The organism is uncultured Ralstonia sp. (assembly GCA_913056305.1).
In the GTDB taxonomy this organism is placed as follows: domain Bacteria; phylum Pseudomonadota; class Gammaproteobacteria; order Burkholderiales; family Burkholderiaceae; genus Ralstonia.
In genome coordinates this window covers 1-13928 of sequence record CAJXMR010000119.1, presented here as the reverse complement: position 1 = coordinate 13928, position 13928 = coordinate 1, and the positions used below count along the sequence as shown (strand labels likewise).

At 65.6% G+C, this 13928-nt stretch carries 15 protein-coding genes and 1 pseudogene; 1 reads left to right on the top strand and 15 read right to left on the bottom strand.

All coding sequences use genetic code 11. The features are described 5' to 3' along the window. From QZ609_RS17240 to QZ609_RS17180, 13 genes and pseudogenes are all read right to left on the bottom strand, one after another. Positions 1–497, bottom strand: a pseudogene (locus QZ609_RS17240) (sigma-54-dependent Fis family transcriptional regulator); the annotation flags it as partial. A gap of 15 nt (positions 498–512) precedes the next feature. Beyond that, entirely contained in the window at positions 513–2165 is a 1653-nt protein-coding gene (locus tag QZ609_RS17235; RefSeq protein WP_295497375.1) for a TadG family pilus assembly protein, read from the bottom strand. Between the two features lie 81 nt (positions 2166–2246). Next, positions 2247–2576, bottom strand: a complete 330-nt coding sequence (locus tag QZ609_RS17230) for a DUF3613 domain-containing protein (protein ID WP_295497373.1) — start codon at positions 2574–2576, stop codon at positions 2247–2249. Continuing rightward, positions 2573–3484 carry a hypothetical protein gene (locus tag QZ609_RS17225; protein ID WP_295497370.1) on the bottom strand — a complete coding sequence of 304 codons (912 nt, stop codon included), beginning with the start codon at positions 3482–3484 and terminating at the stop codon, positions 2573–2575. The genes QZ609_RS17230 and QZ609_RS17225 overlap by 4 nt, the downstream gene beginning before the upstream one ends. A gap of 2 nt (positions 3485–3486) precedes the next feature. After that, positions 3487–4482 carry a type II secretion system F family protein gene (locus tag QZ609_RS17220; RefSeq protein WP_295497368.1) on the bottom strand — a complete coding sequence of 332 codons (996 nt, stop codon included), beginning with the start codon at positions 4480–4482 and terminating at the stop codon, positions 3487–3489. 9 nt (positions 4483–4491) lie between these two features. Beyond that, complete coding sequence (locus tag QZ609_RS17215; RefSeq protein WP_295497366.1) at positions 4492–5418, bottom strand: type II secretion system F family protein; 927 nt, start codon at positions 5416–5418, stop codon at positions 4492–4494. Beyond that, positions 5411–6763 carry a CpaF family protein gene (locus tag QZ609_RS17210; protein WP_295497364.1) on the bottom strand — a complete coding sequence of 451 codons (1353 nt, stop codon included), beginning with the start codon at positions 6761–6763 and terminating at the stop codon, positions 5411–5413. Before QZ609_RS17210 ends, QZ609_RS17215 begins: the two co-directional genes overlap by 8 nt. After that, entirely contained in the window at positions 6760–8094 is a 1335-nt protein-coding gene (locus QZ609_RS17205) for a CpaE family protein (RefSeq protein ID WP_295497362.1), read from the bottom strand. The genes QZ609_RS17210 and QZ609_RS17205 overlap by 4 nt, the downstream gene beginning before the upstream one ends. A gap of 17 nt (positions 8095–8111) precedes the next feature. Beyond that, positions 8112–9464 carry a type II and III secretion system protein family protein gene (locus tag QZ609_RS17200; protein WP_295497360.1) on the bottom strand — a complete coding sequence of 451 codons (1353 nt, stop codon included), beginning with the start codon at positions 9462–9464 and terminating at the stop codon, positions 8112–8114. Then, on the bottom strand, positions 9457–10380 hold the full coding sequence (cpaB, locus tag QZ609_RS17195) for a Flp pilus assembly protein CpaB (protein ID WP_295497358.1): 924 nt from the start codon (positions 10378–10380) through the stop codon (positions 9457–9459). Before cpaB ends, QZ609_RS17200 begins: the two co-directional genes overlap by 8 nt. Positions 10381–10431: 51 nt before the next feature. Next, entirely contained in the window at positions 10432–10926 is a 495-nt protein-coding gene (locus tag QZ609_RS17190) for a TadE/TadG family type IV pilus assembly protein (RefSeq protein WP_295497357.1), read from the bottom strand. Between the two features lie 59 nt (positions 10927–10985). After that, positions 10986–11450: a prepilin peptidase gene (locus QZ609_RS17185; RefSeq protein WP_295497354.1), complete on the bottom strand. Its 465-nt coding sequence runs from the start codon at positions 11448–11450 to the stop codon at positions 10986–10988. Positions 11451–11552: 102 nt separating this feature from the next. Then, positions 11553–11732 (bottom strand): Flp family type IVb pilin, encoded by a 180-nt coding sequence (locus QZ609_RS17180; protein ID WP_295497352.1) that lies wholly within the window; start codon positions 11730–11732, stop codon positions 11553–11555. Here QZ609_RS17180 and QZ609_RS17175 point away from each other — a divergent pair. Next, complete coding sequence (locus QZ609_RS17175) at positions 11731–11898, top strand: hypothetical protein (RefSeq protein WP_295497350.1); 168 nt, start codon at positions 11731–11733, stop codon at positions 11896–11898. The two genes, QZ609_RS17180 and QZ609_RS17175, sit on opposite strands and share 2 nt — an antisense overlap. 414 nt (positions 11899–12312) lie before the next feature. On the opposite strand, the gene QZ609_RS17170 is transcribed toward QZ609_RS17175, so the two are convergent. Both QZ609_RS17170 and QZ609_RS17165 read right to left on the bottom strand, forming a co-directional pair. Further along, complete coding sequence (locus QZ609_RS17170; protein ID WP_295497348.1) at positions 12313–13374, bottom strand: collagen-like triple helix repeat-containing protein; 1062 nt, start codon at positions 13372–13374, stop codon at positions 12313–12315. 360 nt (positions 13375–13734) lie between these two features. Continuing rightward, the coding region (locus QZ609_RS17165) for a hypothetical protein (RefSeq protein ID WP_295497346.1) at positions 13735–13928 on the bottom strand (194 nt) is incomplete at its 5' end.

The window sequence follows — 13928 nt, the reverse complement described above, 5'->3', positions numbered from 1 at the left end:
TCGCCGTAAAGCATGACGTTGCTGTCGCAATCGGCAAAGGTGTCGACGTGCTCGAGCAGCATCCGCATCGCAGGCGACGCCGCCACCAGGTCGCTTTGGTCTGGCCCTTGGTCCTGCGCAGACGACATGGCCGGCAGCAGCTTGCCGATCTGCGAGCGCAGCTCCGTCGCGCCAAAATCCGGCCCGAGGACATGCGTGTATTCGGCAGGGAAGCGGGACGGGTCGTGCTGCGTGTCGGCGGCCACCCAGATCACGGGCATGCCCTGCGCGGCTTGCCAATCCAGTACGGTAAAGCCGCCGCTCTCCACCACCGAGGCACTGATGATGGCAATGCTCGGCTTGCTGCGCGGCTCGGCAGGTTGGAAGTCGATGCCGCCCGCGCGGATCACCTCGGCGCCAAACGGCGCCATGAAGCGCGTGACGCGGTCCGCGATGTCCTGGCGGCCCTCCCAGACAAAGATGTCGAGTGTTTCGTACGCCCAGCGATCGGTTTTCATGTCGTCGCTTCCATGTCAGAACACGAGTTCGACTGCGTCGCAATCGAGCGAGAGCAGTTTGATGTCGGCATAGCCAAGCTGGATGCCGATAGCCTGAAGTAACGGTGTAAGGACTGAGTCGAGAATGCTGCCGATCAGCGCCAGCACTGGGGCAAGAATGACAGCGCCAGCGGCGCCCAGTGGAATACCCAGCACCGTCAACTGGAGTTGGTTCAAGTTGCTGTTCAGGATCGAGCTGAAAACCCCTGCAGTCGCAACCCGCGGCGGTGAATTTCCATTGACGTCCTGCTGCGGATTCTGGCCGATCTGCGTCACGGCAATGGTCTCGTCGCCCCAGCCGGAATTGGCGGTGGGCGAGACGTTGGCCTTGATGCTGACCCCGCCGATCAGAGGCAGGCTCACCAGCGGCGCTGGCGAGGCGGCTGCACAGTTCATGGCGCTATTGACCGTCGTATCCGCCCCGGTTGCAATGCATAGCGACACCGGCTGCGGCTGCGCGGAAATCGTCGCCGTCGAGTTCGATCGGGGCACCGCGCAGTTGGTCGACGTGGCATGGGCCTGCGCGCTTGCCACCATCAGGCCGATCGGCAAATTGACGCCGACCAGTCCGAGCACGTTGGCGGTGATCCCCAGTCCAAGCCGCACCTGCGCCGTCCGCGCCTGTGTCTTCCACTGCCCCTGATTCGGCCCGGACAGAAACTGGCCCGGTGGCCCCACGGCAATCACCGGCGGCTCAATGATCTTCAATGACAGGTTCACCGTCCCCAACCCGACCAGGTTGAGCGAGACGGGCGCCACGGACACGGCTGACTTGCTGTTCGCGATCTGCGCGGCGGTGGTCAGCAGGTCCAGCACGTTGACGGTGGTGTTGAGCGCCGCCTGTTCGTTGCCGGTCAGCGCCAGCACCTGCAGCACCCCCGGTGCCCCCGCGCCGCCGTCCCCGACGTTGATTGGCACGTTCAGGTCGCTGCCGACCGACAATGCGTTGCTGGCCCCGGCGCCGCCCATCGTGACGCCCGCCAGCCCCGATTGCGATGCCACCGAAATCACGGCGGTATAGAAATCCGACAGGCTGGGCGACAGCGTCAGCAGCTGCTGCATGTTGCCTGCGCCCAGCGCCACGGCCAGGTCACCCAGGCGAATATTGGTGGTCGCGAGCCCCTGGTACGACACGGCGTCCAGATTGAGGGTGGTATGCAGCAGATACCCCAGCAGCTGGTTCAGCAGCCCCCCATTGAGCGACAGCAGGCCAGAGCCGAGCGAAAACCCGACGATGGGCGTGTTCTTGGCAATGGCAGTTGCCGTCAGGCTACGCTGCCCCACCATGAAGAAGTACGGCACGTTTTGCGTGAGCGTGACCTGGGCGGCATTGGTGTTGCCATCGACGGCTGCCTGCGCGGTGAAGTAGGTGGGCGCGGCGCCGGTGGAGGCGTCCCAGATGCCCGGCGTGACGGCGACCGTGATCGTAGTGCCGTCCGGCGTCAGGCCGTTCTGGATCGTGCTCTGCTGGGCCGCCGTGGGAATGTCGAGCCGTTGCACCGCGGCCATCGCGGCCATGTCGGCGGCCCGCTGCAAAGCGCGCTGCGAGAAGAATAAGTTCCCGATATCGACACTGACCAGCACCGCCAGCCCGACAGTCGCGACAAAGACTGCCGTCAGAATGCTCACCGCGCCGCGTGCGGGGCGGCGCAGACGGTGCGGTCGGCTAGGGGGGGTGATCGCGCGTGTCACTGTCGTCAGGGGCAAAGGTTAACGTGGCGTGCCGGAGGTCGTCTGCGGCGCGCCGCTGCGCTGGCCGGTTGAGCCTTGCGACAGACCCGGCATCGGCCGGCTGAAGGTATCCAGGTAGCGCTGGTAGGCCAGCGCCGCCTGTTCACCACGCAGCGGTGCCGCCTCGCCGGCATACGTGCCATCGCGCTGGGCCGACAGCAAGGCACGGGCCGCGTCGTTGACGTTGCGGCTGGTCTTGGGCGCAGCGGGTGACGCCGAATCCGCCGTGCTGGAAAAGCCCTGTGCGGCGGCCCATCCGCTCCACAGCAGGGTCGCCACACAGACGGCGTGCACGATCTTGTCGCTCATTGCGCTGCCTCCACGTTGTCAAGCAGGCGCCCGCGCTGGAATGCCAGCGGCGCCGAAGTCGCACGCGCTGCCGGGGCTTGCCCGACGGCGGCCGGCGCGCCAGCTACCGTGCGCGGTACCGGCGGGGGGGCCTCGCGCGCGATGCGCCGATCGCGCCAGGCACTGCGCACGCGGCCGACGTCTTCGTCGATGGCCTTGCGCGCGGCGTCGCTCAGGTGCGCGTGCGCTGTGAGAGCGGCGGCATCGGTCTTGCGGTCATTGACGGAAAACCAGATCGCCAGGTTGCCCGCGATCTTCGGGTTGGCCGTATCCAGCTGCGCTGCCTGCATGAGCGGCACGCGCGCCTGCTCAACCTCGCCGGCGCGCATCAGGGCGTAGCCGAGGTCGCTGGCGGTGGTGGCGTCTGTCGGGTTGCCAAGCGCTGCCACCTGCAGGCTACGCGCTGCCTCGCCAAACTTGCCCTGCCGGCCGGCGGTGATACCCAGCCCGCGCCAGGCATTGGCATTCAGCAGCGCACCCTGCGTTCCCGCGCCCGAGGCAGATGTGGCGCCGATCACCGCGCGGTAATCGGCGTCGGCAGCGGCAAGCTGGTCGGTCTCGCGCAGGGCGTCGGCGTGCAGCAGCACCACCTCCGGGCCACGGCCGAAGCGCTGCTGATAGGCATCGATGTGCGCCAGCGATGCGTAGTACAAGCCCTGCTCCTGCATGCGGCGGATCAGCGACAGGTAGGTGCTGGGGTTGGTGATCTCCGTCTTCTCCTCGCTCTGGCGCTGGCGGGCCATTTCGATATCCGCATCGGCTCGGCGGCTCATGTCGGTGGGCGCCATCGCGCTGCATCCGGTCAGCAGCGCCGTCACGATCAGCACGCCGGCCGCGGCGGGTTGTATTGCAATTTGGAACTTCGGCACAGTCAGCTCCCTCCAGAGGTTTGGCTCAGGCTGCGTATCACACCCATGAATCCGGGCCCGGCTGTGATGATGAGCAAGGCCGGCAGCAACGTCAGCACCATCACCATGGTCATCTTCACGGTCAGCTTGCCCACGCGCTCTTTCAGGCGTGCGCGGCGGTTTTCCTGCAAGCGCGTGCCGAACTGCCGCAACGGCTCCTGCACCGCACCGCCGAAACGGTCGACCTGCGTCAGCAGCGTGATCAGCCCTTTCAAATCTTCGCTGTCGAACAGCTTGGCAATGCGCAGCAGCGTCTGCTCGCGTGGCCGGCCTGAAGCAAACTGCTGGTTAGCACGGCCGAATTCACCGGCCAGCACCGGCAGCATGCTGTGGAACTCATTGGCGATCACCTGCAGGCTCTGGTCGATCGACAAGCCGACGCCCTGCAACAGGCGCAACATGTCGACCATGACCGGGAGTTCATCGTCCATGCGGCGTTGGCGGCTTTCCTTGCGGCGGTTCAGCAGCCACTTGGGCGCCATATAGCCGAGTGCGAAGCCGACGAACCCGTACAGCACCACCCATTTGAACGACGTGGCATTCAGCACACCGATCACCGCCAGCAGCGGCGGCAGCAGGATGCGCACGCCGCCAAACACGGTGCGTGCGTGCTCGCCGTAATAGCCGCACTCTTCCAGCAGCTTGCGGTCTTCCTCGGTGACGATGCGCTGCCCCAGACTCGTATCGATCCAGCGCTCACCGACCTTGGCGATCTGCCGCTGGATGTGCTGGGCCTCACGCACCCCATGCGGTTTGGGCTGCGCTGCCGATTGGGCCGCCGGCACAGCCTGGGCAGGCGATGCGGCCTGCGCCGCCCCGGCACGCATGTTGGATAGCGCCGTGTCGAGCTTGCGCACGCTGCGGCGGCGCATCAGCACCGCACGCAGCGCGATCCCACCCAACACCAGCAACCCTGCGGTCGCGGAGGTCAAGCTCAGTGTGAGGAGCGCGTCTTCCATTGCCCCCCCCTAGACGGATTTCGCCAGCTTCGCGAGCGCGATCGCGCCAATCACTTCCAGCGCGAACGCCCCCATGATCAGCGACTTGCCGGCATGGTCACGCCACATCGACATCACGTAGCTCGCGTTGAACATGATGATGATCCCCCCCACCACCACCGGCATCAGGCCAATGATCCACGCCGACAAGCGCGTCTCGGCAGACAAGGCGATCAGCTCGCGCTGGGCCTGCTCGCGATCGCGCATGAACGCGGCGGTGCGCTCCATGACGATGTCGGCGCGGCCGCCATAGCGCAGCGACAGGCGCAGCACCGACGACAGCAGAACCAACTCGTTGACGCGGTACTGCTGCCCGACCGTCAGCACGGCGGCATCCAGATCCATGCCCGCACGCTGCAACTGCGTGGTGGTGGCCAGGCAGGTGCGCAACGGCTGCTCGGTATTCGCGCTGGCCGCCTGAAACGCCGCCGGCACGGCGCTACCGATGCTCATCAGGCGCACCACGCCATCGAGGAAGCCGGGCAGCTGCTGCAACAAACGCTCGTTCATGCGGCGCGTGCGGTTCCAGAACAGGAACGCGGCCACCATCACGTAGAGCACGACCACCATCACCGCGGACAACAGGCTCGATACCGCCCAAGCCACCAGCGCCACAGCGGCCAGCGGGGCGAACAACAGCGTGTAGAAACGGCGGGTCGGCTCCAGGCCTGCGCGGCGCAGCGCGTCGTGCCAAGCACGGTGCAGCGTGTCCGGCGTGATGACGGGCGCGGTCTCGGCGTTCGACTGATAACGCGCATGGATCTGCTCGGTCTGCGCGCGCACAAAGCTGCGCGACGCCTCGCGCTCACGCCGACGTACGGCTTCCGCCCACAGCATGAGCGAGGCCCCCACCAGCAGCAGGGCCAGGCAGGCGGACCAGAGCGCCACGCTAGACATGGAAGCGGCCTCCTCCGCCAAAGCCCGCGTTCATGCCGCCGCCGTTCATCCCCGCATTGCGCATGCGTGCGAGCTTGGGCGAATGCGGCTGCAGGCCGAGTGCCGTCCAGCGGTCCATCTCTTCGCCTTCGGGGCCGATATAGGGCTCGTAGCGATACAGCTCCTGGGTGGAGACGATGTTGTCGCCCAGCCCGGTGACTTCCGTCACGGACAGGATGCGCCGCTTGCCGTTGGACAAGCGCCCGATCTGCACGATGAAATCAATGGCGTTGCTGATCTGCCGGCGCAGGCTCGCCTCGCTGCCCTGGAAGCCGGCAAAACCCGCAAGCATCTCCAGCCGGTACAGGCATTCGCGCGGGCTGCTGGCGTGGATGGTGCCCATCGAGCCGTCGTGGCCGGTGCTCATGGCCTGCAGCATTTCCAGCACTTCGCCGCCGCGCACTTCGCCCACGATGATGCGGTCCGGGCGCATGCGCAGGCTATTGCGCAGCAGATCGCGAATGCTGACCACGCCGGTGCCCTCGAAACCGCCGGGGCGGCTCTCCAGGCGCACCACATGCGGATGGTTGAGCGACAACTCCGCCGTGTCCTCGATGGTGATGACGCGCTCGGTGATCGGGATGTGATACGCCATCGCATTGAGCAGCGAGGTCTTGCCCGAGCTCGTGCCGCCGCTGACCAGGATGTTGCAGCGCGCCTGCACCGCCGCGCAAATCAGGTCGCCGATCTCCTCGTTCATGGTGCCCAGGCCCAGCAGGTCTTCGGGCTTGAGCGGATCCTTGCGGAACTTGCGGATCGACACCACCGGCCCTTCCAGCGCCAGCGGCGGAATGACCACGTTGATGCGGCCGCCGTCGGGCAAGCGCGCGTCCACCATCGGGTTCGATTCATCGAGCCGGCGGCCGATCGGCGCGAGGATGCGGCGCACGATCCGCAGCAGGTGGTTGTTGTCGGCAAAGCGCACCGGAATGCGCTCCAGCACACCGTGCCGCGACACATACACGTCCAGGTGGCCGTTGACGAGGATGTCTTCCACCGCCGGGTCACCCAGCAGATCCTCGATTGGGCCGAAGCCTGCCAGCTCCTTGGTCAGCGCCTCGGCAATCTGCCGCACCTCCGTCTCGTTGACGGGGATGCGTCGCATGCGCGTGAAGCCCTCGACCTCGAGGTCGACAAAGCGCTGGATGGCCGCGCGCGACCAGCGGCCGAACTCGGCGCCCAGCTCTTCGATGCGCGTGAGCAGATGTTCGTGCGCGGCCTCCTTGATGTCCTGGAAGGCCTGCGTCACGGCAAACGCGCCCGGGTTCGCATCGGTCTGGTTGGAAAACTCGATGGGTTGTGTCATGTCGCGTTCCGTCCCGTGGTGCGCATATCTAGGGTCTGTTCAGCCGCTTCGGCCGGTTTGCGTTTGAGGCGGCCACCCAGCCGCGCGCCCACACCCGCCATCCAGTTCGAGACGCCGGCGTTGCGTTCGGTCTGCCCGGCATAGCCGAACTGCTGCGCGATCTCGGCAAGCGCGCGGACGTAGGGGTCGGTGGGGTGGGTCTCGGCCAGCATCGCGCCTTGGTTGGAGGCCACCACCAGCGCCTGCCGGCGGCTCGGCACCGTCAGCACGGAGCCGATCTCCAGCCGTTCGGCAATCTGCGCGGCATCCAGCGACAGGCGGGTGTCGAACTTGGAGATCATCAGATGCAGGTTCTCGTTGTCGACCTCGCGCTTCTTGAGCTCCTGCATCAGCTCGGCGGCCGAGACGATGGCGCCCACGCTCTGCTCGGTCACCAACATCACGTCATCGGCGGCCTTGACCAGCTGGGCGATGAAATCGAGGTTGCTGAAGCCGCCCAGGTCGACCACCTGCAAGTCGAAGAAGGTGCGCAGCCGGTTAAGCAGGCCCAGCGCCTCGGAGAACGAGATGTCGCGCATCTCGGCCAGCGAGACCGGCAGCGGCAGCACCGCCAGCCCGCTCGGGTGGCGCGACAGCGCGGTCTGCACGAACACCTGGTCAAAGCGGCGCAGGTTGCGCACGGCCTCGACAAAATGGAAGTTGGCCTGCACGTTCATGTACAGCGCACCGTCGCGCAGCGGCTGGCCGAGGTCGAGCAGCATCACGTCGCTGGCCGAGCTCTTGCGCACCAGCGTCGCGAGATTCGTCGCCAGGGTGGTGGTGCCCACGCCCGGGCGCGCACCCAGGATGGCCAGCACGCGGCCGCGGCGCGTCGGCTCGGCGGAAGCGCGCTCGGCCAGCAGGCGCCGGACCACGCGCACGGCCTCTGCCGGCGCACCGTCAATGTCGACGAAATCCTTCACGCCAGCGCGCAGCGCGGCCAGCATGGCGCGGCCGTCGGAGGCCGATCCAATCGCCACCAGCGGCAACCCCGGAAACAGACGCGTGAGCTGCGCCACCAGTTGGGTGGCCTCGCCGATCGCATCCATGCCCTCGCCCAGCCGCTGATCGTGCGCCGGCACGTCGATCAAGGCCGGCACGGCTGGCGACGAGACGAAACGCACGAACACCACCTCGGGGTTCACCGCGCCGATCTGCTCCAGGAAGGCATCGTGCCCGGCGGTCTCGGCCACCAGGATGCCCAGCTCGCGGATGGCCGCCGCCAGCCAGCGATGCACGCCGCCCGACTGCGCATCGACCTGTCCGCCACCATGCAGGAGAAAGTAGTCCATGCCCGCTCCTGCCTGCGCTACCGCGAGAAACCCGGCATGGCCGGATCGGCCACCCCGAGGGCGAACGGCTGCCACACGGGCTGGCCTGCCTTGTCACGGTCCTGGCCCGGCAGCATCGCCTCAATCGGCGCGTTGCGTGCCATCGGCCGCACCAGATGCGGCGTGACGATGATGACGAGTTCACGCTCCTCCTGGTTGTAGTTCAGGCGCTTGAAGAACGCCCCGATGATCGGCAGGTCGCCCAGCAGCGGCACCTTGTCGACGTTGGACAGCGTGTTGCGGCTGACCAGCCCGCCGATGACGAAGCTTTCGCCGTCGCCCAGCTCCACCGTGGTGTCGGCGCGGCGCGTGACAATGGCCGGCACCGTGGCACCGTTGATCGTGATGCCGCGGCTGAAGTCCAGGTCGCTCGCCTCCGGCGCCACCTTCAGCGCGATGCGGTTCTCCGACAGGATGGTGGGCGACACCGTCAAGCCAATGCCGAAGGGCTTGTACTCGATGGTGGTCGAGCCCAATGCCTGCGGCACCGGGATCGGGATCTCGCCGCCGGCCAGAAAGTTGGCGCTCTGGCCGGAAAGCGCAACTAGGCTCGGTTCAGCAAGCACGCGCGCCAGGCCGTTCGATTCGATCAGGCTCAGGTCGGAAAAAATGCCCCTGCTGACCGACCCGATCACCAGGTTGAACGCCGAGCTGATCGGCATGGTCGACTGCGTGCTCAACCCGGCCGAAGGGCTAAATGTCACCTGCGAGAGGGACGACGGCGAGAATGAGCCGAAGGCGAACCCGCCACGGGTGCGCGAGAACGTGAAGCCGGCCTCCTTCAGCACCGTCTTGCTGAACTCAACCACGCGCACATCGACCTGCACCGTGCCGGGCACAGCCATGGTGGTGTTATCGACCACGTTGCCACCCTTCGGAGGCTCGCCGCCGCCAGCTGCGGTCGCTGCCTTGCGGGCCCGCGCCAACGTGTAGACATCCTTGGCCTGGCCGCTGAGCACCGCGGTGCTGCCCTGCACGGTCAGGTCAGGGCTGTCGGCGCTGCGCGCCTCGGCATCCACCTGCACGTTGTAGGTCAAGGCCGAACCACCCTGCGTCCACACCATGATGTTGGCGGCGCCCGGCTTCTTGGCGACGATCAGCACGCTGCTGGCCGCGCCGCGCCCCTTGAGCAGCAGTGCATCCGCCACCTCCGGATTGCCGATGGCGATGCGCTCCAGCGGCTTGCCGAGGCGGATCTCGCGCTGGCTGCCGGCGAGCAGATGCAGCGTCTGGCCGGCTGGCGCAGTCTGCGCATGCGCGGCAGACACCAGCGCCGCACACCCCAGCGCCAGCACGCTCCCCCAACCGCGAACCATGGCGGCGTCAGTCATGTTGCCCCTCTCGTTTACCTGCCCGGATGATCTCAACGCCCGTGCTTGCTGTAGCGCTCTGGGCGACGGTGCGCACGCTGGCCGCCACTGCGGGCATCGGGTGCACGACGGCCGGCCGGCGACCGTCACCCGTCAGGCTGGCGAGCGACGCGCCCGCCTGCGCCACATCCATCGGATTGCGGTTAGCGACTGACAACACCTGCGCGTCTTGCGGCCGCACAGTGGGCTCCGCGTCGTCCGACGGGTTGCGCAAGGCCATCAGCAGGCGGCCGGACTGGTGCGCCATGGCCAGTTGGCTCACGGACGCCACCGGCACCGACAGCACCGCAGTTTTGGCCTGGTCGACCTTGTGCGTGACGGCGTTGGTCTCCCCCGGCTTCTGCGGCCCGTCGTTGACCGCCAGCGGACCAAACGCCAGCACCCGCAGATGCGGCAGCAGCAGGCGCGCCAGGCTACCCTCGATCTCCTGGCCGTCGCGGCGCATGACGAGAAACACGTCGACATAGTCGCCCGGCATCACGCGGTTGCCGACCCCGATCACCTCGTCCACTGTGATGGCCACCGCGCGTTGCCCGGGCTCGACCTGTAGCGCCAGCCCCGACGCCAGTTGCGAGCCGATCAGCGGCACCCCCGAGCCGATCGCCACGATGGGCTCGCGCCCCACCACCTTGCTCACCTCGGAAAACGCATCGGCCGGGTTGATCGGCAGCGGCTCGACGCTCACCTGGTCTGCGGTAATGGGCTTGCCCGCCTCCAGCGGCTTGACGGTCACCACCACCTGGTACAGCGTCTTGCCGTTCTGCTGCACCGTCACGGGTGCCGGCGGGCGATGTGCGCTCTTCCACGCTACCGCGCCCAGGATGGCCGCGAGCAGCAGCAGCACGGCAGCGAAAATCTGGAGATGTCTACTGGTCATCCTGGCAACCTGTATGCGCAGTCAATGAGGGGAGTCCGCAGCGGGCCGGCATCATGGCCCGGCCACCAGCTGTACCACCGCCGAGCCTGTGAGCGTGGCCGGGGCAGGCAGCAACGGAATGGCGGGCAACAAGGGGGTGTTGCCGGTAGTCACCGGCATCGTCAGCACCACGCTCAGGCACTGCATGCCGGCCACGTTCTGGCAATTGACCAGCGGCGTGCTGCTCTGGTTGGTCTGAACCCGGCCCGTGAGAAACGTCGGCAGCACTGAGGTCACGGTGGTGTAGGCAGCCGCCACACGTTGTGCGTTGGTCGTCTGATAACGCAGTGCGGCGCGCGCGCCCTCTTCTGCGGCCAAGGTCAGCACCTGTTGCATGCCGAAAATGACGCCGTAGTAGACGATGCCGAGCATCAGGAACAGCAGCACCGGCACCACCACGGCAAATTCGATGGCGGCCACGCCCCGGCTTGCCCGGCGCCGCGCGATGACCTCATGTGTTCCCACGCGCAAGCGCGTGTTCACCCGTTCCCTTTGCAATGTCGGCATGGCCGACTCCTTTTTATGTGCGCAGGCCGCTCAGGCGGCTCTCATTCCAGCGTCTGGATCTACATTCCCGGCAGCCACGGCATCCGCATCGCGGGGGGTATCCATGGCAGGCTCAGCAGCCCGATTGCCATATAGGCGGCATACGGAATACCGCGCCGGACAGCTTGCGTGGCATCCCAGCGCGCAAGCGCCGGGCACACGCGCATCAACATCCAGCCAGTCGGCAAGGCAGCATCAAGTTGGCGCAGCAGCAGGATCGCCAGCCCATGCAGGCCGGAGAGCAGGCTGGCGACCAGCCAGACAGCTATCAGCCCATGCCAGCCAGCCAGCATGCCGGCCACCGCAAAGAATTTGACGTCGCCCGCGCCCATCCAGCCCAGGGCGTACAGCGGCAGAAAGCTGGCAAATGCGATCGCTGCTCCCAGCCCCACGTCTTGCCAGTCGTAGGCGAGCGCCATCACGCCACCGGACTTGATGAGCGCGATGGCCAACACCACCCCCACGGCGACGAGCCAATTCGGCACGCGCCGGGAGCGGATATCAAACGTGATTGCGAGAAGTGCGATGAACGCTACGCCTAGCCAGCCTGCGATGTCTGCATGGCTATACGAATACAAGGCAATGCTCTAGCACGCCGTATTGTTGTTGACGGCCTTGCAGATGGTCACGAAGACGTTGTCGAGCTTGGTGCCCAGCGTGCTGACGATCGTCACGATCGCTGCGGCAATCAGCCCGGCAATCATCCCGTATTCCACGGCCGTGGCACCTTGTTCGTCGCGAACGAAATTCAGAATGGCGTCTTTCATGTTCTCTCTCCTGTGTGCACTCGCCCAGCGGATGTTGTTGATTTTGACCAGCCTGCGACGCTCCCATCGTGGCCAGTTCATGGTTGCTATAACGGATAAATGCAGGGGATTTGAAGCAGACGACATCGGCGGTGCGATTTCCATCACCGCATTGTTTCACGAATGAAACAATCAAAAGTGCTGTCGAGCAGTCTTCGTCCCGCAGAAAACTTCCGGCAGCCGTTTGCGCGCCCCCAACCCCTTGCTTGCTTATATGTTCCGTTACCGGAGCGTCACGCAATGTCACGTAACGTCCCGTAACGGTTTTATAGGCGTGCAGCGCCGCAAACAAAATAACTCAGTTGAGGTACTTGTGATAAATTAGAGTTAAAACTCTATTTAATTTCATTAAAAGTGCGCCAACCCATTGAAAACCAATGGAAATCCCTTAATGCTCGTTAGACTAGACCCAGAATATGGGCGGGTTTTCCATTAGGCCTCGGGTTGTCGAACGCTCCCCATTTCTGTCCGGGCTGAAAAAAAGGATGCGCGAGCGACGGGAACACGCCCGCGCACCTTCAAGAGCACAGACAGGTACTGCTCAGTGCGCCAGGCCGCCCAAGCCGCCCAGCAGATTCGTAACCGGCGCCAGCGGGCTGCTGCCGCCCGAGGCACCGCCGGCGGCGCTGGTCACGCCACCCAGCAAGCCGGTAACAGGCGCCAGCGGATTGCCAGAGCCACCCGTGCTGCCCAGCGCGCCCGTGACAGAGGCCAGCGGGTTGCTGCCACCCGCCGCGCCGCCAAGCAGGCCGCCCAGCGGGTTGCTGCCCGAGCCGCCACCTGCCGTGCCCACGCCACCCAAGGTGGCCACCGTGTTGCCGACCGCGGTCACCACCGGGCCCAAGCTCGACACCACCGGCACGCCCGTACCGGTGATCGTGGCGCCAGCACCGGCAACGCCGTTGCCAATCGTGCCCAGCAGCGAGTTGGCCTGGCCGCCCAAACCAGTCATATCGCCGGCGCTCTGCGTACCGCTGGTCACTTGCGTGGTGACCGGCACGATGGCGCTGCTGGCCTGCTGCGTGACCTGCTGAACCGCGCCTGACGACAGCGCGCTGCCCAACAGCGTGCCGCCGCCAATCAGTGCCTGACCCAGCTGCGACACCCCGCCGCCAACCGGTGCGGTGACAGGCGCCAGCGGTGCGCCAGAGCCTTGGCCCAGGCCCTGTACGGCCGAACCGGCGCTCACAACGGCTTGACCGAGACCGGTCACCACATTGCCGCTGCTGCCAACCGTGGTGCCAATCGGGTTCGAATTCTGGCCGGTACGGCCCAGCCCCGCGCTAATGCCGTCACCCAGCGCGCTGATCGCGCCACCGGTATTGGTGACCGTTCCAGCCAGGCCGGTCTTGGTCTGGTCGGACAAGCCAGGGATATTGGCGTTTTGCAGCGTCGTACCAAGGCTGCTGACCGCATTGCCCGTTGCAGTCACAACATTGCCCGCGCCATTGGAAGTCTTGCCGACAGGCGTCACCCCCGTCATGTCATTCGGATTGGCGGTCGCGCCAGAACCCGAACCTCCCGAAGAGCAAGCCGCCAGCATGAGGGCGGCAATCGCGCACGCCAGCGGCGCAACGCGAATGGTGCGGTGAATCTGATACATGGCCCGTCTCCTTAGAATTGGTTGTGCTTCTGATGTCTGTGCTATGTGCTGCGGGCCAATTTCTGCAATTGCCATGCCAGATAAATTAGAGGGATTAGTCGATTTTCTGCAAATGGCATCAGCGCTGCGTTTGCAGCCGGCCCATTCGCGTATACCCGCGCGAGTTTTGCACCCGTTACGGTGCCGAAAATCACGTTCCGGACGTTACGACGTAACGTGACATGGAACATTCCGGGTTACGGGTTACCCCTAGGATGGGCGGCAATAATCCCCTCTCCCGAGGGGAGTTTGGCGACTTGAATCGCGTTGATTTTGTGAAAACGACCTGATTTTTAGGTAGAAACACACGTTTTCACGCAATCAATTACGCATGGCGAAATAATCATCGTTTGGCACACCGTTTGCAGAGCATGGCAACCCAAAACGACATTGGGACCATTTTCCGGCTGTCACCAGCCGGCTTTCCAAAACGGGAGAACGATTATGAATAAGAACATCAAACGCTTGACGGCCACCATGGCGAGCCTGCTGATCCTGGGCGGTTGCGCCAGTTC

Bases quoted from the DNA above. Each gene is read 5' to 3' on its own strand.
- QZ609_RS17220 (WP_295497368.1), bottom strand. From the start codon at position 4,482: ATGGAAGACGCGCTCCTCACACTGAGCTTGACCTCCGCGACCGCAGGG.
- QZ609_RS17170 (WP_295497348.1), bottom strand. From the start codon at position 13,374: ATGTATCAGATTCACCGCACCATTCGCGTTGCGCCGCTGGCGTGCGCG.
- QZ609_RS17180 (WP_295497352.1), bottom strand. From the start codon at position 11,732: ATGAAAGACGCCATTCTGAATTTCGTTCGCGACGAACAAGGTGCCACG.
- QZ609_RS17190 (WP_295497357.1), bottom strand. From the start codon at position 10,926: ATGCCGACATTGCAAAGGGAACGGGTGAACACGCGCTTGCGCGTGGGA.
- QZ609_RS17215 (WP_295497366.1), bottom strand. From the start codon at position 5,418: ATGTCTAGCGTGGCGCTCTGGTCCGCCTGCCTGGCCCTGCTGCTGGTG.
- QZ609_RS17200 (WP_295497360.1), bottom strand. From the start codon at position 9,464: ATGACTGACGCCGCCATGGTTCGCGGTTGGGGGAGCGTGCTGGCGCTG.
- cpaB (WP_295497358.1), bottom strand. From the start codon at position 10,380: ATGACCAGTAGACATCTCCAGATTTTCGCTGCCGTGCTGCTGCTGCTC.
- QZ609_RS17175 (WP_295497350.1), top strand. From the start codon at position 11,731: ATGTTCTCTCTCCTGTGTGCACTCGCCCAGCGGATGTTGTTGATTTTG.
- QZ609_RS17230 (WP_295497373.1), bottom strand. From the start codon at position 2,576: ATGAGCGACAAGATCGTGCACGCCGTCTGTGTGGCGACCCTGCTGTGG.
- QZ609_RS17210 (WP_295497364.1), bottom strand. From the start codon at position 6,763: ATGACACAACCCATCGAGTTTTCCAACCAGACCGATGCGAACCCGGGC.
- QZ609_RS17205 (WP_295497362.1), bottom strand. From the start codon at position 8,094: ATGGACTACTTTCTCCTGCATGGTGGCGGACAGGTCGATGCGCAGTCG.